The sequence below is a fragment of the Paenibacillus sp. A3M_27_13 genome, assembly GCF_024213315.1.
Taxonomy (GTDB): Bacteria; Bacillota; Bacilli; order Paenibacillales; family Paenibacillaceae; genus Paenibacillus; species Paenibacillus polymyxa_B.
On the sequence record NZ_JANAVE010000015.1, the window covers coordinates 38,693 to 62,571 of the forward strand.

A 23,879-nucleotide genomic window follows, 5' to 3' on the forward strand; every position below is an offset into this window, starting at 1 on the left:
AATAATATCACAGACCAGGATTCAAGTCAATGGTCCTATTGCATTTTCTTAAAAACTTTTTTCAGCCTTCAAAATTCGATAACCTTTATCCTTTGTAACTTCCTCTACATAACCGAAAAGGCTCTCTATCTTAGCACTCGCCGAAGGGGCCCCCTGCTTTTTCTGAATGACTACCCACAAAGCTCCACCCTCTTTTAAATGTTCATAAGCAAGCTCAAAAATGGTATGCACTGTTTCTTTTCCTGCACGTATAGGAGGATTCGTCAAGATCACGTCAAAACGTTCATTCTTCACTTCCGCAAACAAATCGCTTTGCTTAATGGTGACATTCTTAACCCCATTACGTTCCGCATTCTCTATCGCTAGTTGAACGGCTCGCTCATTAATATCAACCATTGTGACGTGTCCCTCGGGGACAAGCGCGGCTGCCGCCAAACCGATCGGCCCATAACCGCATCCTACATCCAATACCGAAGCTTGTGCAGGAAGCTGCATCGCTTCAATCAGCACACGACTCCCGTAATCAATTCCCTGCTTCGAAAAAACGCCTGAATCGCTGGCAAAACGGTATGACCGCCCCCGAAGCACTGTTTCCAGGCTCCGTCGTTCATGCGCCGTCTCTGGCCGCTTGGAGTAATAATGATCAGCCATTCATGCCCACCTCTTTCGGTTGTACTACCATCATAGCCTTTACAATAACCTTTCAGACATGCTGGTACTACCGTTTTACAGCAACAAACCCCTTGAAGATCACCTCAAGGGGTTTGTTTTAGTTCATTGTCTGCTAGAAAGCAGTCAATTATTTTACTTCTACAGAAGCGCCTGCTTCTTCCAATTTTGCTTTAATGGATTCAGCTTCTTCTTTAGCGATTTTTTCTTTCAGTGGTTTTGGAGCGTTGTCAACCAGTTCTTTTGCTTCTTTCAGGCCAAGACCTGTGATTTCGCGAACTGCTTTGATAACGTTGATTTTGGAAGCGCCAGCGCTTGTCAAGATTACGTCGAACTCGGATTGCTCAGCTTCTGCTGCGCCACCTGCTGCGCCACCTGCTACAGCTACTGGAGCTGCTGCAGTTACGCCGAATTCTTCTTCGATTGCTTTCACGAGATCGTTCAGTTCCAATACGGACATACCTTTAATTGCTTCCAAGATTTGCTCTTTACTCATGGTTGAACCTCCATTTAAATTCGTATTTTTTTGTTTTCAACTGCTATACAGCAGGTTTAATCCCTAACTTATGCGCTTTGCTCTTCTTTTTCTGCAACAGCTTTAACTGCAAGCGCGAAGTTGCGCACAGGAGCTTGAAGCACGCTGAGGAGCATGGAAAGGAGACCTTCGCGGGATGGCAGTTCTGCCAGTGCTTTGATTTCCTCAACACCGATAACGCGACCTTCTACAACTGCACCTTTCAGTTCCAGTGCATTGTTCTTCTTAGCGAAATCGTTCAAGATTTTAGCTGCAGACACTGCATCATCTTTGCCGAACGCGATTGCAGTAGGACCTGTCAATACTGCGTCCAGTTCAGTCAATTCTGCTGCCGCAGTTGCACGGCGGAGCAGTGTGTTTTTCAGCACTTGAAATTCGATTCCGGCTTCGCGAAGCTGCTTACGCAGCTCAGTTACTTGGGCAACATTCAGACCGCGATAGTCTGCAACCACAGTTGTTACGCTCTCGCGCAATTTTGCAGCTACAACTTCAACAGCTTCTTGTTTTGCTTGAATCACCTTTGCATTTGCCAAACTGTACACCTCCTGATCAATTTATCCGCTTTGTTCGAAGCACCCGATCTGGTGATCTTACAAAGCTTGCTTTCATAAGCATGAAAAAAGCCTCCGTAGAGTACGAAGGCTTGATAAATCTACATGGACGGGACAAGCCCGTCACATGAAATGTTCTATCATAACACCTCGGTAGGAAATTAAGCCCGAAGGCACCTACTGTCTACGGTAAGCATATTCAACTTTAATGGTCAGTCACAAGGACTCACAACTTTTATAGAATAACAAATTTGATTGAGTGTGTCAATCAAAATATTATCTGTAAACAGATGCGTTCACACGTGCACTTGGTCCCATAGTCGAAGAAATAGCGATGTTTTTCAGGTATACACCCTTAGCAGCCGCTGGCTTCGCACGGTTCAAGGCTTCAACCAAGGCTTTAAGGTTCTCGTTCAGCTGTTCAGCACTGAAGGAAGCTTTGCCGATTGGCGCATGAATTTGACCGGCTTTGTCGAGACGGTATTCGATTTTACCGGCTTTAATTTCTTGAACAGCCTTGGCAACGTCGAAAGTAACTGTGCCTGCTTTAGGGTTAGGCATCAAACCTTTACCACCGAGCAAACGACCCAGTTTACCAACCTCACTCATCATATCAGGTGTCGCAACGCAGACGTCGAATTCGAACCAGCCTTGTTGGATTTTGTTGATCATATCTTGATCACCAACAAAATCAGCGCCAGCCGCTTCCGCTTCTTTCACTTTGTCACCTTTTGCAAATACCAGAACGCGTTGTGTTTTACCCGTACCATGCGGCAGAACAACAACACCACGAACAGCCTGGTCTTGTTTACGGGAATCTACGCCCAGACGAACTGCTGCTTCAACGGTTTCGTCGAATTTAGCAGTCGCAGCCTTTTTCACCAGTTCAACGGCTTCTAAAGGCTCGTAAGTTGCTTCGCTGTCAATCAGCTTAGCAGCTTCCAGGTACTTCTTACCATGTTTAGCCATAATGTTTTCCTCCTTATGTGGTATTAGCGGATATTCCTCCCACACTTGCCGGACAGTCAAACTGCCGGCACACGTAGATTAATAAAATTAATCTACGATGGTGATACCCATGCTGCGAGCAGTACCTTCAACCATACGCATTGCCGATTCTACGGAAGCTGCGTTAAGGTCAGGCATTTTTTGCTCTGCAATTTGACGAACAGCAGCGCGATTTACAGTTGCAACTTTCGTTTTATTCGGTTCACCGGAACCTTTTTCGATTTTAGCAGCAACTTTCAACAGAACAGCAGCCGGTGGAGTTTTGGTGATGAACGTAAAAGAACGATCCTCAAATACCGAAATTTCAACCGGAATAATCAGGCCTGCTTGATCAGCAGTACGAGCATTGAACTCTTTACAGAATGCCATGATGTTGACACCTGCTTGACCCAAAGCTGGACCTACTGGAGGCGCTGGATTAGCTTTCCCTGCAGGAATCTGCAGTTTTACCATTTTAATTACCTTTTTTGCCATGGATGACACCTCCTTGACTCAATAGTGGTAGACGGACCTATCGATCCTCCCACAAGAAACCTGTAAGAAAAATCTATATTTTCTCCACTTGAGTATAATCCAACTCAAGCGGGGTTTCCCGTCCAAACATGTTGACGTGAACCTTAAGCTTGCTCTTCTCAACCAAAATTTCTTCCACGGAGCCCACAAAATTCGCAAAAGGACCAACTTTAATTCGCACGGATTCCTTAACATCGAATTCAATCTTCGGTTTCGGCTCTACCATGCCCATATGCTTCAGAATCTGTTCAACTTCTTCTGGAAGCAATGGCGTCGGTTTGGAACCCGAGCCTGTCGACCCTACAAATCCCGTAACACCTGGTGTGTTGCGTACAACATACCAAGAGTCGTCGGTTTGGACCATTTCGACTAAGACATAACCAGGGTAGACTTTACGCATAACGGTTTTTTTCTTACCGTCCTTGGTTACCAGTTCTTCTTCCATAGGAACAAGAACACGGAATATCTTGTCTTCCATGCCCATGGACTCAACGCGTTTTTCCAAATTGGCTTTGACTTTGTTCTCATACCCTGAATAGGTATGAACGACGTACCATCTTTTTTCCATATCAAGCCACCTGGAACCCTTCCTAGATAATCGCTTCGATCACAGCGGAAATGCCGATATCGAGAACCCAAAAATAAATCGTGACGAACGCAATTGTCCCTATGACAATCAGCGTATAGTTGGTCAGTTCTTTACGATTGGGCCAGCGAACCTTCTTGAGTTCAGCCCAGCTTTCAGAGAAAAAGGAAAACAGAGACTTGAAACTGCGTTTCACGCCGACTACACCTCCAAAAACTATCTGGTTTCCCGATGAGAAGTCTGTTCGTTACAGGACTTACAGAATTTCTTCATCTCCATGCGGTCGGGGTGATTACGCTTGTTTTTCGTCGTTGTGTAATTTCTTTGTTTGCATGTTGTACAAGCCAAAGTAATAATTACCCGCATGATGTGCACCTCCCGAAGACATCCAACACCGGAAGTCTCATAATTGATCCTAAAAAAAACCGCGAATTTAGGCCTACCTAAAACACTTTATCACACGGGGTTTTCCATGTCAACGAATGTTTGCATACAATTCGCAGTCCCGGCTGTGGTGCATTTTAACATCTGTGCATCCTTTAAAACTGTTCTCTGAAAAGCTGCTTCAAAAATCAAGGCGATATCTATTATTCATCTTTTTTAGTATAAATCATTTGTAACACTTATAAACCTGCATAGCCTACCTATAACGAATAAAAAAAGACTCAGACTCGAGCCTTTTCCTTGTCAGCCTCTACTTTCAACTATCTCTTACTTCCAGATACTTTTCAAGTTTACGCTTGACCCGTTGCAGCGCGTTATCAATGGATTTCACATGGCGGTCAAGATCCTCTGCAATCTCCTGATACGAACGTCCGTCTAGATACAACATAAGTACCTTGCGTTCCAGCTCGCTCAGAATCTCGGACATCTTGTCCTCAAGGCCCACAAACTCTTCCTGATTGATTATCAGCTCTTCAGGGTCACTTACTTGTGTTCCGCAAATCACATCGAGCAACGTCCGGTCTGACTCTTCATCATAGATGGGCTTATCCAGAGATACGTAAGAGTTCAGAGGAATGTGCTTTTGTCGTGTAGCCGTCTTAATTGCCGTAATAATCTGTCGTGTAATGCACAACTCGGCGAAAGCCTTGAACGAAGCAAGCTTGTCTCCCTTAAAATCACGAATGGATTTGTAGAGACCAATCATGCCCTCCTGAATAATATCCTCGCGATCAGCACCAATCAGGAAGTAGGATCTGGCCTTGGCCCGCACAAAGTTCCGGTATTTGTTGATCAGAAACTCCAGCGCTTCCCCATCACCTTCATGGACTGCTCCGACAATGTCTTCATCATTTTTGTAATCAAACTTTGACAACATGATATCCTTGAGGTCCACACTCACTAACAATCCCTCCGGCTGCAACGCAAGGTACCCGTTACTCTCTCAAATATACGACAAGTATACGCGATGTAACCTGATACCGTCAACCACAACAACCTAAAAAAGAAGAGCGCTAACAAAATTGTCAATGGTTTCAAAATGGAGGAGGGTCCAATTATTGGTTTATTCTCTTCTCCATCGTTCAAACAACTTTCGAAGCTCCGGACTCAGTTTGGCATCTAGCGAGTTACGGGACAATTTGGCACTATCCTGCTGAATTCGCTTCTGCACTTCCCTTTCGGATTCCTCAATCTCGATCAGTAATTCCCGCGCCGACACCCTGAGTGCACCTTGTCCAAATGCGACATGTTGTTCTACCTGATCGCTTGTGGCTACGTAAATACTTCTTCTTTTACTGCTCAGCTCCCGAACCAATCGCTCGATGCACTCATCAGCAGTTTCTTTTTCTCTGGTAAAATAAATCTGGACTTTGCTCTGGGCAAAAGTTTTACCTAATCCTGGCACCCTGTAAGCATCAAATACGACGATGACTCTTCTGCCGGAATACGCCTGATGATCCGCCAGCCGTTCAAGAAGTCTGTCCCTCGCTTCCTGCATACCAGATTGTACCAGTGCGGAAAGTTCGGGCCAGGCTCCAATCATGTTGTAACCGTCCACAAGCAGAACATCCCGCATGTCAGCCATATCGTTAGCCCCGTGCCTGTCGTCCGCGCAATACTTCGTACATGACAACACCTGCAGCTACAGAAGCATTAAGGGAATTAATTCGCCCCGCCATTGGCAGCTTGACGAGTACATCGCATTTCTCACGGATCAAACGGCCCATCCCTTTATTTTCGTTACCAATGACAATGGCTACCGGTCCCGTGAATACTCCATTCCCAAAGACAGGGTCTTTCGCTGTAACATCCGTACCAACTACCCATACACCCTCTTCTTTAAGACGGTCAATGGTTTGTCCCAGATTGTTTACACGCGCCACCGGGACGTACTCCACAGCACCTGCCGATGTTTTGGACACCGTTACAGTTACAGCTGCAGAACGCCTTTTCGGCACAATAACACCATGCGCTCCAGTACAGTCCGCTGTACGAAGGATGGAGCCCAAATTATGAGGGTCTTCAATCTCATCCAGCAAAATTAAAAACGGCTCTTCTCCCTTATCACGAGCAGTGGCGAGCAATTCTTCCACTTCAACATAGGCAAAAGGCGCAGCTTGCGCGACCACTCCCTGATGCTGAATGCCCGGAACCATTTGATCCAGCTTACGCTTGTCCACCTGCAAAACAATGATTCCTGCTTTTTTCGCCTCAGCTGTAATCGGCAGCGTCAAATGTTTTTGTGCATTATCCGCAATCCATATTTTATTTATCGTTCTGCCTGAACGCAATGCCTCCGTTACCGAATGCTTACCGGCAATCCATTCTTCTTCCATCTCTAGCTTCCTCCCGGGAAACGGACGATGCTTGTTCCATCCAGTCCGTTCCCATTTATGATTTTTCTGTATTTTCCATTTGTGCAATTCCGAACGTAATCAACTCTCTTAATCTGTCCAAATGTCCATCACAATAAAGAGATCCAACCAACCCTTCCAGTGCAGTGGCATGCCGATACTCAAGCACATCAGCATTTTTGGGCAAACTTCCTGATTTAGCATTTCTTCCTTGTCGGACAATATCGCGTTCTTCTTCCGTCAGTACCTTTTCCAATAGCCCCAACATGCGACTCTGCGCCTTGGCGGAGACTAGCCCTGTGGCTCGCCGATGCAGATGGTTTGGACGCAGGTTAGGCTGAGCCAACAAATATTGCCGGACAGCTACCTCGTACACTGCATCACCAATGTAAGCTAGTGCAATGGGGGGCATCAAACGGGCTGGCTTGGATGCAGGGTACGGGAACCAGTTCCCCGTACCTTCCGATGCTTCTGAGTTCATTGGCTTATCACTCATTTTCGCCGCCACCGCATACCCTGCGCCGTATCTTCAAGCACAATGCCTTTTGCAGCCAACAGATCGCGAATTTCGTCAGCTCTACCCCAGTTTTTGGTCTTACGAGCTTCGACACGTTCTGCAATTAACTGCTCGATTTCGTCATCCAGCAACTCTTCACTCGGTTCCGAATAAATGCGAAGTACGCTATTCATCGAATGAAAGGTATGCAATACAGCTTGTAGTTCCGCCTGATGTACGACATCTCGCTGCAACAAATGGTTTGCTTCGCTAACCCAATCAAATACAGCAGTAATCGCATCAGGTGTATTGAAATCATCATTCATTTTTTCGCCAAACTGCTGCAAAATTCCGTCGAGCTTCGTTTGCAGTTCCGTCGATACTCCCCCATTACCTTCCAGCGCATTAGCTAAACGATGCTTCACATTGGCAACTGCATTGGCGATCCGCTCGACACTGTTCTCCGCCTGACTCATAGTCTCTTGGTTATAGTTCAACGGATTCCGGTAATGTGTCGACAACATAAAATAACGTAAAGCCTCCGGCTTGTGGTGAGCGCGCAAATCTTTAACCAAAATACCATTACCGAGTGATTTCGACATTTTTTCATTATCAATGCGAATATATCCGTTATGCATCCAGTAGCGAGATAAAGGCTTACCTGTAATCACTTCAGATTGTGCGCATTCACATTCATGATGCGGAAATTGTAGATCCTGTCCGCCCCCATGAATATCCAGTGTATCTCCCAAATAATGGCGAGCCATAGCAGAGCATTCGATATGCCAGCCTGGTCGTCCATCTCCCCAAGGGCTCGACCAATGAATTTCACCCGGCTTCGCTGCCTTCCAGAGTACAAAATCCTCGGCATTTTCCTTGCGTTCATCCACATTGATGCGAATTCCGAACTGAAGCTCTTCCAGATTTTGTCCTGATAGTTGTCCGTAATCTTTGAACTTTTTGGTCCGATAGAACACATCGCCATCATTTTCATAAGCATAGCCTTTATCTACCAATTCCTTAATAAAATCAATAATCAGGTCCATACTCTCTGTTACACGAGGGTTCATGCTGGCAGCAGGAACATTCAATCCTGCCAGATCCTCATGGTAGGCAGCAATAAATTTCTCAGCAACTGCCGAAACATCCATATCAAGTTCCCGAGCTTTGCGGATTAGTTTATCATCGACATCCGTAAAATTCACCACATAGTTTACATCATAGCCCAAGTACTCCAGGTAGCTCCGCACCACGTCAAATACAATTACAGGTCGTGCATTGCCAATATGAATGTAATCATACACGGTAGGTCCGCATACATACATTTTAACCTTTCCAGGCTCCAGTGGCACAAAAGGCTCCCGACTCCTCGTCATTGTATTATAAATTTGAAGCGGCATTGTTATGTTCCTCCCTCATGAAAATCATTTTTCTAATTTATTCTCTTGGGTCACCTGATGTTTCTGAGCGGATGGCCCATCCTTCAAATCAGACATTTCTGCACGCAAACGTTCTATTTCCCGTTGAAGTTCTCGCATAGAGTCCACAACCGGATCAGGCAATTGATGACTAAGTCGGTCTGGACGCCTACCATCCTGTCTGACAACTCGCCCCGGGATGCCCACCACCGTACTGTTTGGTGGGACTTCTTTGAGCACAACCGAGTTGGAGCCAATGTTGGACTGTGCCCCAATCGTAAAAGAGCCCAATATCTTCGCACCAGAGCCGATAACAACATTATTCCCAATGGTCGGATGGCGCTTCCCTTTCTCTTTCCCAGTCCCGCCGAGTGTGACCCCCTGATACAATACGACATCGTCGCCAATCTCACAGGTTTCACCGATGACAACTCCCATGCCATGGTCAATGAACAGCCGATCTCCGATACGAGCGCCAGGATGAATTTCAATGCCTGTCATAAACCTCGATACCTGGGATATAACACGAGCTAGAGTACACCAGTTTCGCAAATAAAACCAATGTGCGATTCGGTGTGCCCAAAGGGCATGAACGCCGGAATACGTAAAAATGACCTCGAGCTTACTCCGGGCGGCCGGATCATTATCCAAAACAGTCTGAATGTCGGATTTGAAATGTCTGAACATGTCGCCCTCCTATTCCCTTCATATCCTTGCCGCATCATCACAACACTTCACGTTCCGCCAATTTTCGCATCCACCAGCACTCTTCGACATTTTTCTATCTATAATGAGTCTGAGTCTGATAAAAAAGAAAAAGCGCCTCCGCAGCCTAAGCTGCAGAGACGCATGAACGTGGTCCCACTCTGCTTCGAACATATCTGCTGCATAAAAAGCAAAGCAGTTCGTCTTTAGCGTCCTGTAACGGGAACGACTCGGCACGCCCTTGTCACATCAGCATTTGACGCTAATGAGAGTTCGGGCGCACGGCTCCCAGGCGCATTTCCTCCGCAGGTCATCTGGACGGCTCTCAGCCTGGGGTTTCCCCTCGACCGTCCTCTCTGGCAGATGCCCTTATGCAGTGTACTTCTCCTGTTCGCAGCCTTTACACGTAAATATCAATCCGTATCAATGGAGTCATTATAGCGAAAAGACAACAAATTGACAAGAAATATCAGCCTTTAATTTGTGCCTTAAGACGATCCAGTACCTTGTCACGTCCGAGCAAAAAGATGGTTTCATTCAGATCCCGTCCATGAGTTTGGCCTGTAAGAGCCACACGAATCGGCATGAATAGTTGTTTTCCCTTAAAACCAGTTTCCTTTTGAACTTCCTTGATCAGCTTAGCCATTTGTGGAGCTGTAAATTCCTCGCTCGTTTCAACTTTACCTGCAAAAGCTCTAAGTACCTCAGGAACCTGCTCTTCGGCCAATACAGCTGCTGCTTCAGCATCCAGTTCCAGATGTGAACGGAAAAACAACTCAGACAACGCTACAATATCGGATGCAGAAGTCATCTGTTCCTGGTATAAGCGAACCAGAGCCTTAGCCCAATCCAGTTGTTCCGCAGACAGTTCAGTAGGCAACAGCCCCGCTGCCTGGAGATGTGGAATCGCCATGCTGGCAATTCGCTCAGGATCAGCCTTTTTAATATAGTGATTGTTCAGGTAAGCAAGCTTATTTGTATCAAACACAGCTGGACTTTTGGACAAACGATTAGGATCGAAAATCGAAATCAGTTGTTCCCGATCATAGATTTCTTCTTCGCCTTCCGGGGACCAGCCCAGCAGTGCAATGAAGTTGAATATAGCTTCTGGCAAATAGCCCAACTTGTCATACTGCTCCATGAACTGAATAATGGATTCGTTACGCTTACTGAGCTTTTTGTGATCCTCGCCTACAATCAGCGTCATATGACCGAAGCGTGGCGGCTCCCAGCCAAGAGCTTCAAAGATCATCAACTGCCGCGGTGTATTGGAAACATGGTCTTCGCCCCGTAGTACATGCGATATTTTCATCAAATAATCGTCAACTGCTACTGCGAAGTTATATGTCGGAATACCATCCTTTTTGACGATAACAAAATCGCCGCTTTCCTTGGAATTGAATGTAATTTGACCTTTTACGATATCGTCAAACGTATATTCACGATCTTCCGGTACGCGAAAACGAATACTTGGTACACGGCCCTCTGCTTCAAATGCCTGGCACTGTTCTTCTGTTAGATCACGATGTTTTCCAGAATATCGTGGTGTCTCCCCACGTGCCGTCTGCTCTTCACGCTCGCGCTCCAGCTCTTCTTCAGTGCAGTAACAACGGTAAGCCAAACCACGGTCCAGCAAATCCTGCCAGTACGTTTTATATATGTCCAAGCGTTCAGTCTGACGATAAGGTCCAAACTCGCCTCCCACGTCTACGCTCTCATCCCAGTCCATACCCAACCATTTCAAATATTTAAGTTGGCTTTCTTCTCCGCCCTCAATATTGCGCTTCACATCTGTGTCTTCGATACGAATAATAAATTTCCCACCTTGATTGCGGGCAAACAAATAATTAAATAATGCCGTTCTGGCATTTCCAATGTGCAGATGCCCTGTAGGGCTTGGTGCATAACGTACACGAACTTCCGTGCTCATATAATCTCCTCCAAATTGAATTACTCAAGATGATAGCATTTACTTGATAAGACAGACAACCGATTGAGCCGCGATTCCTTCACCCCGTCCGGGAAACCCGAGTTGCTCTGTCGTGGTCGCCTTGACGTTCACCTGGGATAGCTCCTCTGCTTCCAGCGCCCGAGCGATGACTTCATTCATCTGCGGAATATACGATGCCATTTTGGGCTTTTGTGCGATAATCGTAGAATCAATATTCCCCAAGCGATATCCTCTCTCTTTAGCTAGTCCCCACACATGCTCCAGTAGCTTAAGACTGTCAGCATCCTTAAATTCTGGGTCGTTATCCGGAAAATGCTTCCCGATGTCTCCCAAGCCAAGCGCGCCCAAGATGGCATCGCTAATGGCATGTAGCAGCACGTCTGCATCGGAATGGCCCAACAAACCTTTTTCATACGGAATGTTTATACCTCCGATGATGCATGGCCTTCCTTCCACCAGCTGGTGGACGTCAAATCCTTGTCCCACTCTGATCACTTGATATCCTCTCCCTCTGTTTTTACCCATAACGCCGCCATATCCAAATCCTCAGGCGTAGTAATTTTGATGTTCTTGTAGCTGCCTTGAACGACAGTAACCGGAATTCCAAGCCGCTCTATCAGCATAGAATCATCTGTTCCCAAGAATCCCGAATGCTCCGCTTCCTCATAGGCTCGCAGCAGATCGGAAAGACGAAAAGTCTGTGGCGTTTGAATACTCCACAGACTTCGGCGATCCGGCGTTGCTGTAATGATACCATCCCCGTTCACTTGCTTGACTGTATCCTTTACAGGTACTGCTGCTACAGAAGCACCAGTACGCTGGGCTGCCTCAAGGCATGAACGTACAAGCTCAGGTTGAATTAGTGGACGCACACCATCATGCACCATCACCCAATCCGCTTGTAAGTGGCGCAGACCGCGATAAACCGAATGCTGGCGTTCACTGCCACCAGCCACCACCCGTACATTTTTACCGATTTTGTATTGATGAATCCAATCTCGGCAGCGTTCCACATCTCCTGTCCCAGTCACCATCACCATTTCATCCACTTCGGGCATAGCTGCGAATATTTCAAGTGTATGTATGAAGATGGGCTTGTCCCGCAAAAGCAGAAATTGCTTGCTCTCCTGCGTCCCCATACGGGAGCCGCGCCCTGCTGCCACAATGACAACTCCTACCCGATTGTTCATTCAAATAACTCCTGCCCTGATCGCACTTGGACGATCCGTATGATAACACATCTACTTCATCATACCGCGTTTATTGAGCTTTTTCCAATAATTTCGGTTTGGCAAAGATCATACGGCCGGCTGAGGTCTGAAGTACACTCGTGACCAGCACCTCCATCAGAGAGCCAATATAGTCACGTCCGCCTTCTACAACAATCATCGTGCCATCATCCAGATAGGCTACACCCTGCCCATGCTCCTTGCCGTCTTTAATAATCTGCACCATAATTTCCTCACCGGGCAATACGACAGGCTTCACTGCATTCGCCAAATCGTTAATATTCAGCACTGATACACCTTGAAGTTCGCATACTTTATTCAGGTTAAAATCATTAGTTACAACTTTACCCTGTAACACCTTTGCCAGCTTAACCAACTTACTGTCGACCTCTGAAATTTCCTCAAAATCACCTTCGTAAATGAGCACATTTACATCCAGTTCTTTTTGGATTTTATTCAAAATATCCAGACCTCGCCGTCCACGATTACGCTTAAGTAAATCTGATGAATCTGCAATATGCTGAAGCTCCTCCAGCACAAATTCAGGAATTACAATTGTTCCTTCAATAAAACCTGTTTTGCAAATATCCGCAATACGCCCATCTATAATGACGCTGGTGTCCAATATTTTATGTTCCTCCAGCTTGCGTTCTTCTACACCCGTTCCCCGACCAAAAAAACCAGAACTCCAAAAGGATGACAGCTCGTCCCGCTTTTCTAGCCCAACCATCAATCCTACATATCCGCATATCACGGTAACAGCCGTCTGGATAAGTTGACCCGGGGCCCCCAACCATGAAAAAAGCGGGTAAACTGCTAAGGAAAGTATCAATCCCACCGCTAAACCAATCACACCTGCCATCATCTCGTTCATCGGAATTCGTACCAAGCCTTCAATGCCCTGCTGCAACCGATTCGCCACGGATGCCCCTGCGAATGAACACCCAGCCATAAATAGCACTGCTCCCGCCATCATCCAAACAATCATTCCTGGTAAAGACCCATCACTCAACCATTGCGGCATCCACGTTACAATGCCTCCTACCCGCTGGTATAACGTATAGCCAAACCATGCTCCGCACAATCCTGTAAAAGTTAAAATAGCCTTTCTCCACATTGAGTCTCTATACCTCCTTTATTTTCTTTTCATATAGTCTGCTATTTATTGGATACATAGCATTTCTCTTACCAGTATGATCCATTTTCATCATAACTAACCCTGTGTTTTCACTTTTTATGCATAAAAAAAAGCATTTATCTCCCTGAAATGCTTCAAGGAAATAAATGCTTATTCTTATTCTTGCTTGATACTAACGCTGTGAATGACGATATTGATCGTCCTGTTCTTCCTGACTGGAACGCTCCCGACCACGTCCACGTCTGCGTGACAGCTTACGAATGTTCAGCTTCATGCCATACAATGCATACAGCACCAGCGGTACAAAAATCAGCTTCGACAGCTGGTCAGGGAATTTAACAGCCAACACCACCGCTGCAATTACGACCCATGGAGCAACCCAGATCGCTTTTTTGGGGAGGCCGACCTTTTTAAAATTAGGATATCTCATGGAGCTGACCATCAAATAAGAAACCAGCAACATGGCAATCGACATGTATAACAATGAAATATCGTTATGGAATAAGGACAAAGTGGCTAATACGCCACCTGCTGCCGGAATTGGCAAACCCGTAAAATAACCTGGTACACCAGGACGTACGTTAAATCGAGCCAAACGCAACGCTCCGCACATCGGGAAAATGGCAGTAACCGTCCAAGCGAGAGCCGAATTCGCATCATGAAAAGCAACCATGTACATAATAACTGCGGGAGCAACACCAAAAGATATCATATCTGATAAGGAGTCCAGTTCTTTACCGAATTCGCTTTGGGCATTCAGGACCCGGGCCATCCTTCCATCCAGTCCGTCCAACAACATGGCGACAATAACCATAATAGCGGCAAGACTGTATTTTCCGTCTACAGCCAATAAAATGGCGATCATTCCGAGAAACAAGTTACCTAAGGTACACATGTTCGGAATTGATTTGGTAATCATCTCTTCACCTCAATGTATGAATTGTTCCATTATAATCCTTTCACTGTATTACATTTACATTTGCCTGTCAATGAAAACTTGTTCCTGCAAACGTTTAAGACCTTCTTTAATCGTACGCGCACGAACCTCTCCAATACCATCCACTTCATCCAGTTCTTCTATCGTTGCTGTCATGACATGTGGAAAACGTCCAAACCGCTCCACCAGATTATGAATAATCACATTCGGCAAACGCGGTATCTTGTTCAGTACCCGATAGCCGCGTGCAGCAATATACTCTTCTGATGTCGCAGCTGAAGAAGGGTAGCCTAGTAAACGTACAATATGATTCACATCCAACAATTCGTCGTCCGTAGAACGTTTGAGTCCCAATATAATTTCACGAATCTTCTCGTCGCTATCGTCTTTGGCATAATCCTTATACAGCAACCATGCTTCTTCCTCAATGTTGCTGACAAGCTCTTCCATCTGCATACTAATCAGACGGCCCTCATTTCCGAGCTCGTTAATAAATCGTTTGATCTCCATTTTGATGCGCAGTACCATTTCGATCCGCTGGATGACATTAACGACCTCCGGCATGGTAACCAGCTCTTCAAATTCAGATGCTGTCAAATTCGTAGAGGCTTGCCCCAACACGGATCTATATTTTTCTAACGTCTGAATAGCCTGATTGGCTTTCGTTAAAATAACCCCGATTTCCTTGAGCGCATACCGTAATGTCCCCTGATACAAGGTAATAATATTACGCCGCTGGGAAATAGACACCACTAGTTTGCCAGTCTGCTTTGCAACTCGTTCTGCTGTCCGGTGCCGAATTCCTGTTTCAATTGAAGAAATGGAGGAGTCCGGAATCAGTTGCGTATTGGCATATAAAATTCGTTTTAAATCCTCGCTCAATATGATTGCGCCGTCCATTTTAGCCAACTCATACAAATAGTTCGGCGAAAAATCACAATTAATGGAGAAACCGCCATCCACGACTTCCATAACTTCTGGGCTATAGCCAACGACCAGAAGAGCACCCGTTTTGGCACGCAAAACGTTTTCCAACCCGTCGCGAAAGGGAGTTCCCGGTGCCACAAGCCGCAGCAAATCGTTCATTTTATCCAGTTGGCTCGCTTCTTTCATTCTCAATGCCCCCTAATCTAATGCGGCTGCCAGTGCATCTGCCACCGTTCCTACTCCTATGATTTGAATCCCTTTCGGATGTGTCCAGCCCTTCAAGCTTTTCTCCGGCATGATCACCCGTTTGAAACCTAGTTTCTCCGCTTCCCGTACTCGCTGTTCTGCTCGGGATACCGCACGTACCTCACCTGTCAGTCCCACCTCGCCAAAAATCACATCGTACGGCTTGGTAGGAGCATCCCTAAAGCTGGAAGCAATGCTCACAGCTATAGCCAAATCCACCGCCGGTTCATCCAACTTCACGCCTCCAGCTACGTTGAGATAGGCGTCCTGGTTTTGCAAAAACATGCCCATCCGCTTTTCTAGCACGGCTATGATTAATCCCATTCGATGATGATCGACTCCTGTGCCCATTCGGCGCGGAGATGGAAAATGCGTAGCTGCAATCAATGCTTGCAGTTCAACCAATACAGGTCGGGTTCCTTCCATACTGGCTACAACAGTAGAACCCGCTACCCCCAATGGTCGTTCAGACAGGAATAGTTCAGAAGGATTTGACACCTCACGCAAACCGCTTTCACCCATTTCAAAAATACCAATTTCATTTGTAGAACCGAAACGGTTTTTAACTGCACGCAAAAGCCGATACGTATGATGACGCTCTCCTTCAAAATAAAGCACACAATCAACCATATGTTCCAACAAACGTGGACCTGCAATGGCCCCTTCCTTGGTCACATGTCCTACCAATACCGTAGCAATACCTAGCCCCTTGGCAATTCGCATAAAGCGTGAAGTACACTCCCGCACCTGAGCCACACTACCTGGTGCACTCGTCACCTCAGGCAAATATACGGTCTGTATCGAGTCGATGACCAAAAACTCCGGCTTCAAGCTGTCCACTGCTTCTTCAATCGTCTCCAAATTCGTCTCACATAATACGTATAGGCTGGGGGACAAGGCACCGAGCCGATCTGCACGTAGTTTCGTTTGACGGACAGATTCCTCACCAGACACGTACAGCACCTTTAAACCAGTTAAAGCCAGCTCATTAGATGTTTGCAGCATAAGCGTAGATTTACCGATTCCCGGATCACCGCCCACCAAAACGAGTGAACCCGGTACCACACCTCCACCGAGTACTCGATTCAATTCGCCAATTCCCGTCAAAATTCGTGTTTCTTTGCCACTCTCCACCTCTATAATAGGCAGTGGCTTGTCTTTTGTGCTATGAGTAAGAAGGGAAGACCCCATTCCTTGAGTTTTTACAACGCTTTCCGTTTCTTCGACCATGGAATTCCACGCCTGGCATCCAGGACATTTTCCGTACCATTTGGGCGATTCATAACCACATTCCGTACAGGAAAATTTAGTTTTCACTTTAGCCATACTTTATTCCTTGGCTCCTTATTGACGACGATGATGTCAAATTTATGTTCATACAGCCCAGAAAGAGCTGTAACAATAAAAGTTTACCATTGAAGCTTGGCGGACGTAAAGCAATATCACAAACTTTCCCAAAGCATTTACCCAACCTTTTCACCGTGTTTTATACACAAAAAGGGTGTCTTCGCAATAGCTTTCCAGCCTGCGAGACACCCTTTTCTACTATTTATTTAGTAAACTGCTTAGGACTTGGCAGATACATTATCCTTTTTCGTTACAGTCAATGCGCCATTCTCCTCATCAATGAAGAGAGAGTCACCTTTAGTAATGTTGCCAGTCAACAGTTCCTCGGACAGGCGATCTTCAATATGCTTCTGGATTGCACGACGCAATGGACGCGCACCATACGCTGGATCAAAGCCTTCCTTGGCAAGGAATTTTTTAGCGTTGTCTGTCAACTCGAAGTCCACCTCATACTCATTCAGGCGCTTACGCAGCTCCTCAGACATGAGTGACACAATTTCGGCAATATGTTTTTCTTCGAGAGAATGGAAAACGATAATTTCATCAATCCGGTTCAAGAACTCAGGACGGAAGCTTTTCTTCAGTTCATCCATCACTTTGCCCTTCATATTATCGTAATCCGCCCCAGCGTCCACTACAGCTGTAAAACCAAGCGTGGAGTTACGTTTAATCGCCTGTGCACCAACATTAGATGTTAGGATGATGAGTGTGTTACGGAAATCGACGACACGACCTTTGGAATCTGTTAGACGACCATCTTCCAGCACTTGCAGAAGAATATTGAATACTTCTGGGTGTGCTTTTTCAATTTCATCCAGCAACACAACTGAGTATGGCTTACGACGTACCTTCTCAGTCAGCTGACCGCCTTCTTCATATCCAACGTACCCTGGAGGTGCTCCTACCAGACGGGACGTGGAGTGCTTCTCCATATATTCGGACATATCAATACGGATAACCGCATTTTCATCTCCAAACATGGATTCAGCCAAGGCGCGTGCCAATTCTGTTTTACCAACCCCAGTTGGGCCGAGGAAAATAAAGGAACCGATTGGACGCTTCGGATCTTTCAGTCCGGCACGTGCCCGGCGAATCGCCCGGCTTACTGCCTTAACTGCTTCATCCTGTCCAATTACCCGCTCATGCAGCAACTCTTCCATATTCAACAAGCGGTGTGTTTCTTCCTCTTTCAGCTTGCTGACTGGAACACCTGTCCAGATTGCAACGACTTGAGCGATATCCTCTGGTGTAACTTCAGAATCTGTACGACCCTGTTGTTCTTTCCATTGGTTTTTCGTCACGTCTAGCTCTTCACGGATTTTTTGCTCTGTATCACGCAACGCTGCCGCTTTTTCAAACTCCTGACTTTGTACCGCTGAATCCTTTTCCTTACGGATATCTTCCAGACGGTTTTCCAGCTGTTTCAGGTTTGGCGGTACAGTGTAAGAATTCAGCCTTACTTTGGAGCCCGCTTCATCAATAAGGTCAATAGCCTTATCTGGCAGGAAGCGGTCAGTGATATAACGATCTGACAATTTTACAGCCGCTTCAATAGCCTCATCTGTGATCTTTACACGGTGATGAGCTTCGTAACGGTCACGCAGACCATACAAGATTTGAATTGCCTCTTCTGGAGAAGGTTGATCCACTGTAATTGGTTGAAAACGACGCTCCAAAGCAGCATCTTTCTCAATATATTTGCGGTATTCATCGAGCGTGGTCGCACCGATGCATTGCAGCTCGCCACGTGCCAGAGCAGGTTTCAGGATGTTGGATGCATCAATTGCGCCTTCCGCTCCACCAGCACCAATCAGTGTATGCAGCTCATCAATGAACAATACGATATTACCCGCTTGACGAATCTCGTCCATAATTTTTTTCAAACGATCCTCGAATTCACCACGATACTTGGTGCCTGCTACCACAGAACCCATATCCAGCGTCATTACGCGCTTGTCGCGCAACGTTTCAGGAATCTCATTTGCTATAATTTTTTGGGCCAATCCTTCGGCAATCGCTGTTTTACCTACCCCAGGCTCACCGATCAGAACCGGATTGTTCTTTGTACGGCGGCTGAGCACCTGAATTACGCGTTCAATTTCCTTGCTACGCCCAATAACAGGGTCCAGGTTGTTTTCCTTCGCAGATGCCGTCAGATCGCGTGCCAGACTGTCCAGAGTTGGCGTGCTGACATTAGCTGGAGCACCGTGATGGCTGGAAACAGCCTCGCTGCTGCCGAGCAATTGAAGCACTTGCTGACGCGCTTTGTTCAGACTGATGCCCAAGTTGTTCAGTACACGCGCTGCTACGCCTTCACCTTCACGAATAAGACCAAGCAAAATATGTTCTGTACCTACATAGGTATGGCCCAGTTTGCGGGCTTCATCCATAGACAGTTCGATGACTTTTTTGGCGCGTGGAGTATAGGCAATGTTCGTCGGTTGCTCTTGACCGCGTCCAATCAGCGTTTCCACTTCATCCTGGATTTTTTCCAGTCCCAGCCCTAAACCGATTAAGGCTTTCGCGGCTATTCCTTCACCTTCACGAATGAGGCCTAGCAAAATGTGCTCTGTGCCAATGTTGTTGTGTCCCAATCGAACAGCTTCTTCCTGAGCCAAAGCAAGCACTTTCTGTGCACGTTCCGTAAATCTTCCAAACATCATATATCCTGCACCTCCACAGTGTGTATTTCAGATCATTCTATATATTAAAGGGTTGTGCCTAATTTTTGCCGGATCAGCTTCGCCCGGTACATATCGCGCTCTTCGGTATTCATTTTATCCCCAAAGCTTTTTTGCAGGAACCCGGGTTGTGTCATCACATTCAGCTCATTCATCGCTGCGGTGGAAGGACGCTCCAAAATCCCTAAATCTACGCCAAGACGTACATCGGATAGCCGCTGTGCAGCCTCCTTGGAATCCAATACTGCTGCATATGACAAAATACCGAATGAACGCATCACCCGATCTGTAATTCGCAGCATAGATTCATTCATTAGCCTTTCTCTGGCAGAACGCTCGTGCTCAATAATTTGTAGCACCACGCCATGTAGATTCTCAATAATCTCCGCTTCGGTTTGTCCCAGTGTAATCTGATTAGATACCTGAAACAAATTTCCGACCGCTTCGCTGCCTTCACCGTAAATGCCACGAACTGTAAGACCTACCTGTGAAACAGCAGACAATATACGATTGATTTGATGAGTCATAACTAATGCAGGCAAATGCATCATCACCGAAGCTCTCATACCTGTGCCGACATTCGTCGGACAACTGGTCAGAAAACCTCTCCGATCATCAAATGCATAATCAACATGCGCTTCAAATGCATCATCAATAATCATAGCGCGTTCCCAAGCTTCCCTAACCTGACATCCCGGATATAAGCATTGGATACGCAGATGATCCTCTTCGTTTATCATAACACTAACCGATTCATCATCGCTAATTAAAACAGCACCGTTACGAGATTCGTTCGCCAAATTTGGACTAATCAAATGCTTCTCAACCAGCACCTGCTTGTCGATCTCATCCAACTCGGATATTTTCAACGTATGAAAAGTACCAAAACCGCCTAAATCATCATACTGAAGGATATCCGTCAATCGTTGAAGTGCTTCTTCCGACTGCTGATTGGTAGCAAGCATGGGAAAAGGCAGATGCTGCAAGTTACGCGCAATTCTCACCCGGCTGCTAATGACAATCTCCGAATCCGCAGCATCACCACGCATCCAGTCACTTAGCGGCTTCTCCGTAAACCGAATATTGGGCATTACGCATCCCTCCTACTCTTCACAAACTTTACTCTTCAGTCATTTCTTTTTCAAGCTCTCTGATTTGATCCCTAAGCTCAGCAGCTGATTCAAATTCTTCCTGTACAATATGCTGTTGCATCTCTTTTTTCAAATCGTCAATTTGCCGTTTAACCTTCAGTCGGCCTCCAGTGCGAACCGGAACTTTACCAACATGATTCGTACTGCCATGCACACGCTTGAACAGAGGGTCCAGACGACTATCAAAATATTGATAGCACGACGGGCATCCGAAACGTCCCAGCTTACTAAACTGTGCATAGGTCATGCCACAATCCTTGCATTGCAGGTTCTGCGGACCACTGTGGCCTGGAGATTGGCTCTTTGTACTGGAGTCAAAATCCAGCATCCCCGACAACAAGCTATGAATCGAAAATCCGTTAGGTGTTCCAGGGATCATCTCCCCTTTTTCCTTGGCACACGTCTCACAAATATGAAACTCTGTCTTTTCGCCATTCACAATTTTGGTGAAATGCAAAGTTGCCGGCCGCATATTACATTCTTGGCACAGCATAAAAGCACCTCCTTCAATGTCAGGATTTATACCAATCCCTACATCCAAACGTTAGTCTCTATTCACACACTATTTGGTCGCCAGCAACGAGATCAGCATAGCCTTAAGCAATCTTGCTCGCAGTTGATCACGATAGGGAAGCTTCAGTAATAATGTATCCCTTGATAAAGCAGCCTTCATTAAATTAGCTTCCCTTTTGCTTAAAAAATGGGCTTCCTCTAACTGATAAATTAGACCTTCTGCTGCCGATTGGCTTATTTCCTCCCCGATGCTCTGATGAAGATGTGTATGGATGGCATGCTGTGCAGGCAGCTGAATTCGCTGAATACGAATGTAGCCCCCGCCACCGCGTTTACTTTCCACCACATAGCCTTTTTCCAGCGTAAACCGGGTGCTAATTACATAATTAATTTGCGACGGCACGCAGGAAAAGCGGTCAGCCAGATCATTGCGCTGAATCTCCACTAAACCTTGGGGACTTTCCAGCAATATACTTTTCAAATATTGTTCAATAATATCGGAAACATTGCGCATTTCATCATCCTCCACTAACGGAAACGCAAGTATTCAAGTACATTTCACGCTCCACAGAGTCCGCCGTATATTGAACTTAACCAAACGGTAAAGTCACGAATCTAAGCTGTATTCAGGCTATTGCCTGATCTACATCCATTGGAATTGTACCGTTTTGTCTCTAGTGTGGCCTTTATTTGCGATTAATCATACACTTCTCTTATGTTCATAAGAGTCAGCTCCTAACTATACGCAAATCATTTCGATCCTCATTTACTTCTTTGCTATCAAAATCACCTTATACAGCTAATCCATCAGCATAGTACTTCTACAGAATCGCACTAGGCTTGATTGACTTTGACTTTCTTTGACTATATTCATATTATAGCACATTATTCATTTTTGCCAAGGGGTCAATACCATCTTTCGCAATCTAATTATGTTTTATACAATACCATAAAAAAACTCTTCCCATTACAGAAAGAGTTTTGAAAATTATGATAACCACACAAGTTATGTTCCCTGAAAGATGGAGCCTAAGAAGAACTAAATGGGCCTTTATCAGAAAAAATCCAATAAGAACGTTTGTTTTACCGGTATTACACGTTTAAGGGCAGACACAGACTCACTGCTGCCTTCAATACGCCCCCATTTATACAGATCATCAGCCTGCTGGTAGCCAAGCATCAGAGTCGTCAGTGACTGAATCCCAAGTTTTAAGTCAGCTACTATGGCGTTTTCAGATGAATTGCTTATATCCACTCTCTCCAGATGTCCTTGCCCCTCCGTAGTAATCGTTAATCTCCATAATCCATCATTCCATGGAGCATACCGATCAGTCAGATTTAAGGTTAAACTTGTTTCTTCTCCAATCTGTTCAAAAGGGTATCTTTCTATAAAAGCAGCTGCATCCACAATACGACCCATAAAATAAGGCACAGTTTCCTGTTGAATTCGTGGATCATCGAGTAAAAATGGCAGATTGTCATCTGCTGGAACGTAATTAAATTTACCTTGGGCTATCATTGAGTCATGATTTGCAAAATAAGTCCATAAAGCCCGACGAGCCGTCTCATTTTCATATACCAACTCATCACAATTCAACTGTTTATCTTCAATTTTGTATAGTGCATATCCCTGAGGATCGCCTGTTTCTGAGTAATATACCGCAGTTCGATAGTTCTCATTTAAAATCCGCTCTTGCCACCATTCCTTATCTCGTACCAGCGTGCCATTATAACGAGATGCATACGCTTGATACACTTGGTCCAATTCTAAAATATCTTTGACATCGCGTTTGACTGTACCTTCTGTTTTAAGTTTTGCAGGGAATTTTTCAATGGGAATGACGTACTTTTTGTATTCAATATACGTTTCCCATCCAAATTTACGATAGAAGGCAAAGGAGAATGGATGCAGAAAAGAAAGGCTTTGTCCCGCAGACTTCATCTCTTCAAGCGCATGCGTCAACAAGCGTGATACCATGCCTCCGCGACGCTTTTCTGGCCACGTTGCCACACCAGCAATGCCCCCCATATCAAAAACCTGACTGTTTATGTATACCTGTAGCGGTAACAAAGTCAGTTTAGCATTCAAGTCATGTCCGTCGAATATTCCCCATGTTTGCTCTGGTTTGAATTTCTTCTTGGATTTTTCCAGATCCTCCAGGGACATTGTAAACTGAAAAGCATATTGAGATAATTCAATAGCCGCTTCAAATTCCTCACGTTGTAATTGTCTGATCTCCATAACTTCGTCACCTCGCTCGTATACTTGGGCATCCATAAAAAAGATTATACACTTAGAGTGTGGCAAAGCCTCTTCCCTCTGTCAACCTTAGAAGCAGGTGGCCATCTAAAAACACATAAAAAAAGGATGATAATCTCAATGAGATTATCATCCTTTTCATCTTTGCTTGGCGACGTCCTACTCTCCCAGGACCCTGCGGTCCAAGTACCATCGGCGCTGGAGGGCTTAACGGTCGTGT

At 45.7% G+C, this 23,879-nt stretch carries 26 protein-coding genes, 1 rRNA gene and 1 other annotated feature; all 27 genes read right to left on the reverse strand.

All coding sequences use genetic code 11. The annotated features are described in order from the left end of the window. Nucleotides 1-48: 48 nt before the first annotated feature. Nucleotides 49-651, reverse strand: a complete 603-nt coding sequence (locus NLX82_RS27010) for a class I SAM-dependent methyltransferase (protein WP_076294719.1) — start codon at nucleotides 649-651, stop codon at nucleotides 49-51. A 148-nt stretch (nucleotides 652-799) separates the two neighbouring features. Next, nucleotides 800-1,165, reverse strand: a complete 366-nt coding sequence (gene rplL / locus NLX82_RS27015; RefSeq protein WP_010348819.1) for a 50S ribosomal protein L7/L12 — start codon at nucleotides 1,163-1,165, stop codon at nucleotides 800-802. A 68-nt stretch (nucleotides 1,166-1,233) separates the two neighbouring features. After that, nucleotides 1,234-1,737 carry a 50S ribosomal protein L10 gene (rplJ, locus tag NLX82_RS27020; protein WP_013312168.1) on the reverse strand — a complete coding sequence of 168 codons (504 nt, stop codon included), beginning with the start codon at nucleotides 1,735-1,737 and terminating at the stop codon, nucleotides 1,234-1,236. A gap of 74 nt (nucleotides 1,738-1,811) precedes the next feature. After that, nucleotides 1,812-1,963, reverse strand: a sequence feature (ribosomal protein L10 leader region). Nucleotides 1,964-2,031: 68 nt separating this feature from the next. Next, a complete protein-coding gene (rplA, locus tag NLX82_RS27025; RefSeq protein ID WP_013312169.1) occupies nucleotides 2,032-2,724 on the reverse strand; it encodes a 50S ribosomal protein L1 in 693 nt (230 codons plus the stop codon). Between the two features lie 87 nt (nucleotides 2,725-2,811). Continuing rightward, nucleotides 2,812-3,237 carry a 50S ribosomal protein L11 gene (rplK, locus tag NLX82_RS27030; protein ID WP_007432595.1) on the reverse strand — a complete coding sequence of 142 codons (426 nt, stop codon included), beginning with the start codon at nucleotides 3,235-3,237 and terminating at the stop codon, nucleotides 2,812-2,814. A 73-nt stretch (nucleotides 3,238-3,310) separates the two neighbouring features. Continuing rightward, a complete protein-coding gene (nusG, locus tag NLX82_RS27035; RefSeq protein ID WP_007432596.1) occupies nucleotides 3,311-3,844 on the reverse strand; it encodes a transcription termination/antitermination protein NusG in 534 nt (177 codons plus the stop codon). A 22-nt stretch (nucleotides 3,845-3,866) separates the two neighbouring features. Beyond that, the gene (gene secE, locus NLX82_RS27040; RefSeq protein ID WP_013312170.1) at nucleotides 3,867-4,058 is read right to left on the reverse strand and encodes a preprotein translocase subunit SecE; all 192 of its coding nucleotides are present in this window, start codon (nucleotides 4,056-4,058) and stop codon (nucleotides 3,867-3,869) included. A 20-nt stretch (nucleotides 4,059-4,078) separates the two neighbouring features. Further along, entirely contained in the window at nucleotides 4,079-4,228 is a 150-nt protein-coding gene (gene rpmG, locus NLX82_RS27045) for a 50S ribosomal protein L33 (RefSeq protein WP_023990562.1), read from the reverse strand. Between the two features lie 334 nt (nucleotides 4,229-4,562). Continuing rightward, entirely contained in the window at nucleotides 4,563-5,207 is a 645-nt protein-coding gene (sigH, locus tag NLX82_RS27050) for an RNA polymerase sporulation sigma factor SigH (RefSeq protein ID WP_016324748.1), read from the reverse strand. A gap of 162 nt (nucleotides 5,208-5,369) precedes the next feature. Beyond that, the gene (locus NLX82_RS27055; protein WP_023990563.1) at nucleotides 5,370-5,891 is read right to left on the reverse strand and encodes an NYN domain-containing protein; all 522 of its coding nucleotides are present in this window, start codon (nucleotides 5,889-5,891) and stop codon (nucleotides 5,370-5,372) included. A gap of 4 nt (nucleotides 5,892-5,895) precedes the next feature. Then, complete coding sequence (gene rlmB / locus NLX82_RS27060) at nucleotides 5,896-6,642, reverse strand: 23S rRNA (guanosine(2251)-2'-O)-methyltransferase RlmB (RefSeq protein WP_254349283.1); 747 nt, start codon at nucleotides 6,640-6,642, stop codon at nucleotides 5,896-5,898. Between the two features lie 55 nt (nucleotides 6,643-6,697). Next, nucleotides 6,698-7,156 (reverse strand): Mini-ribonuclease 3, encoded by a 459-nt coding sequence (locus NLX82_RS27065; RefSeq protein WP_028542623.1) that lies wholly within the window; start codon nucleotides 7,154-7,156, stop codon nucleotides 6,698-6,700. Further along, nucleotides 7,153-8,556, reverse strand: a complete 1,404-nt coding sequence (gene cysS, locus NLX82_RS27070) for a cysteine--tRNA ligase (RefSeq protein ID WP_025723808.1) — start codon at nucleotides 8,554-8,556, stop codon at nucleotides 7,153-7,155. Before cysS ends, NLX82_RS27065 begins: the two co-directional genes overlap by 4 nt. 24 nt (nucleotides 8,557-8,580) lie before the next feature. Further along, the gene (cysE, locus tag NLX82_RS27075; protein WP_254349284.1) at nucleotides 8,581-9,261 is read right to left on the reverse strand and encodes a serine O-acetyltransferase; all 681 of its coding nucleotides are present in this window, start codon (nucleotides 9,259-9,261) and stop codon (nucleotides 8,581-8,583) included. Nucleotides 9,262-9,748: 487 nt separating this feature from the next. Continuing rightward, a complete protein-coding gene (gltX, locus tag NLX82_RS27080; protein ID WP_013312178.1) occupies nucleotides 9,749-11,209 on the reverse strand; it encodes a glutamate--tRNA ligase in 1,461 nt (486 codons plus the stop codon). A gap of 39 nt (nucleotides 11,210-11,248) precedes the next feature. Further along, on the reverse strand, nucleotides 11,249-11,725 hold the full coding sequence (gene ispF, locus NLX82_RS27085) for a 2-C-methyl-D-erythritol 2,4-cyclodiphosphate synthase (RefSeq protein ID WP_023990567.1): 477 nt from the start codon (nucleotides 11,723-11,725) through the stop codon (nucleotides 11,249-11,251). Beyond that, complete coding sequence (gene ispD / locus NLX82_RS27090) at nucleotides 11,722-12,420, reverse strand: 2-C-methyl-D-erythritol 4-phosphate cytidylyltransferase (RefSeq protein WP_254349285.1); 699 nt, start codon at nucleotides 12,418-12,420, stop codon at nucleotides 11,722-11,724. The genes ispF and ispD overlap by 4 nt, the downstream gene beginning before the upstream one ends. A 70-nt stretch (nucleotides 12,421-12,490) precedes the next feature. Then, on the reverse strand, nucleotides 12,491-13,576 hold the full coding sequence (locus tag NLX82_RS27095; protein WP_023990569.1) for a PIN/TRAM domain-containing protein: 1,086 nt from the start codon (nucleotides 13,574-13,576) through the stop codon (nucleotides 12,491-12,493). Between the two features lie 193 nt (nucleotides 13,577-13,769). Further along, nucleotides 13,770-14,516: a CDP-diacylglycerol--serine O-phosphatidyltransferase gene (gene pssA, locus NLX82_RS27100; RefSeq protein ID WP_023990570.1), complete on the reverse strand. Its 747-nt coding sequence runs from the start codon at nucleotides 14,514-14,516 to the stop codon at nucleotides 13,770-13,772. A 54-nt stretch (nucleotides 14,517-14,570) separates the two neighbouring features. After that, nucleotides 14,571-15,647 carry a DNA integrity scanning diadenylate cyclase DisA gene (disA, locus tag NLX82_RS27105; protein WP_013373290.1) on the reverse strand — a complete coding sequence of 359 codons (1,077 nt, stop codon included), beginning with the start codon at nucleotides 15,645-15,647 and terminating at the stop codon, nucleotides 14,571-14,573. A gap of 12 nt (nucleotides 15,648-15,659) precedes the next feature. After that, complete coding sequence (radA, locus tag NLX82_RS27110; protein ID WP_254349286.1) at nucleotides 15,660-17,033, reverse strand: DNA repair protein RadA; 1,374 nt, start codon at nucleotides 17,031-17,033, stop codon at nucleotides 15,660-15,662. A gap of 239 nt (nucleotides 17,034-17,272) precedes the next feature. Beyond that, complete coding sequence (gene clpC / locus NLX82_RS27115) at nucleotides 17,273-19,717, reverse strand: ATP-dependent protease ATP-binding subunit ClpC (protein ID WP_023990572.1); 2,445 nt, start codon at nucleotides 19,715-19,717, stop codon at nucleotides 17,273-17,275. A gap of 44 nt (nucleotides 19,718-19,761) precedes the next feature. Beyond that, a complete protein-coding gene (gene mcsB / locus NLX82_RS27120) occupies nucleotides 19,762-20,826 on the reverse strand; it encodes a protein-arginine kinase McsB (protein WP_071558181.1) in 1,065 nt (354 codons plus the stop codon). A gap of 28 nt (nucleotides 20,827-20,854) precedes the next feature. Further along, a complete protein-coding gene (gene mcsA, locus NLX82_RS27125; RefSeq protein WP_023990574.1) occupies nucleotides 20,855-21,379 on the reverse strand; it encodes a protein-arginine kinase activator protein McsA in 525 nt (174 codons plus the stop codon). 69 nt (nucleotides 21,380-21,448) lie between these two features. Next, a complete protein-coding gene (locus NLX82_RS27130) occupies nucleotides 21,449-21,913 on the reverse strand; it encodes a CtsR family transcriptional regulator (protein WP_013312188.1) in 465 nt (154 codons plus the stop codon). 540 nt (nucleotides 21,914-22,453) lie between these two features. Next, nucleotides 22,454-23,641, reverse strand: a complete 1,188-nt coding sequence (locus tag NLX82_RS27135; protein WP_254349287.1) for a GNAT family N-acetyltransferase — start codon at nucleotides 23,639-23,641, stop codon at nucleotides 22,454-22,456. A gap of 164 nt (nucleotides 23,642-23,805) precedes the next feature. Beyond that, nucleotides 23,806-23,879: ribosomal RNA gene (rrf, locus tag NLX82_RS27980) — 5S ribosomal RNA — on the reverse strand; the annotation flags it as partial.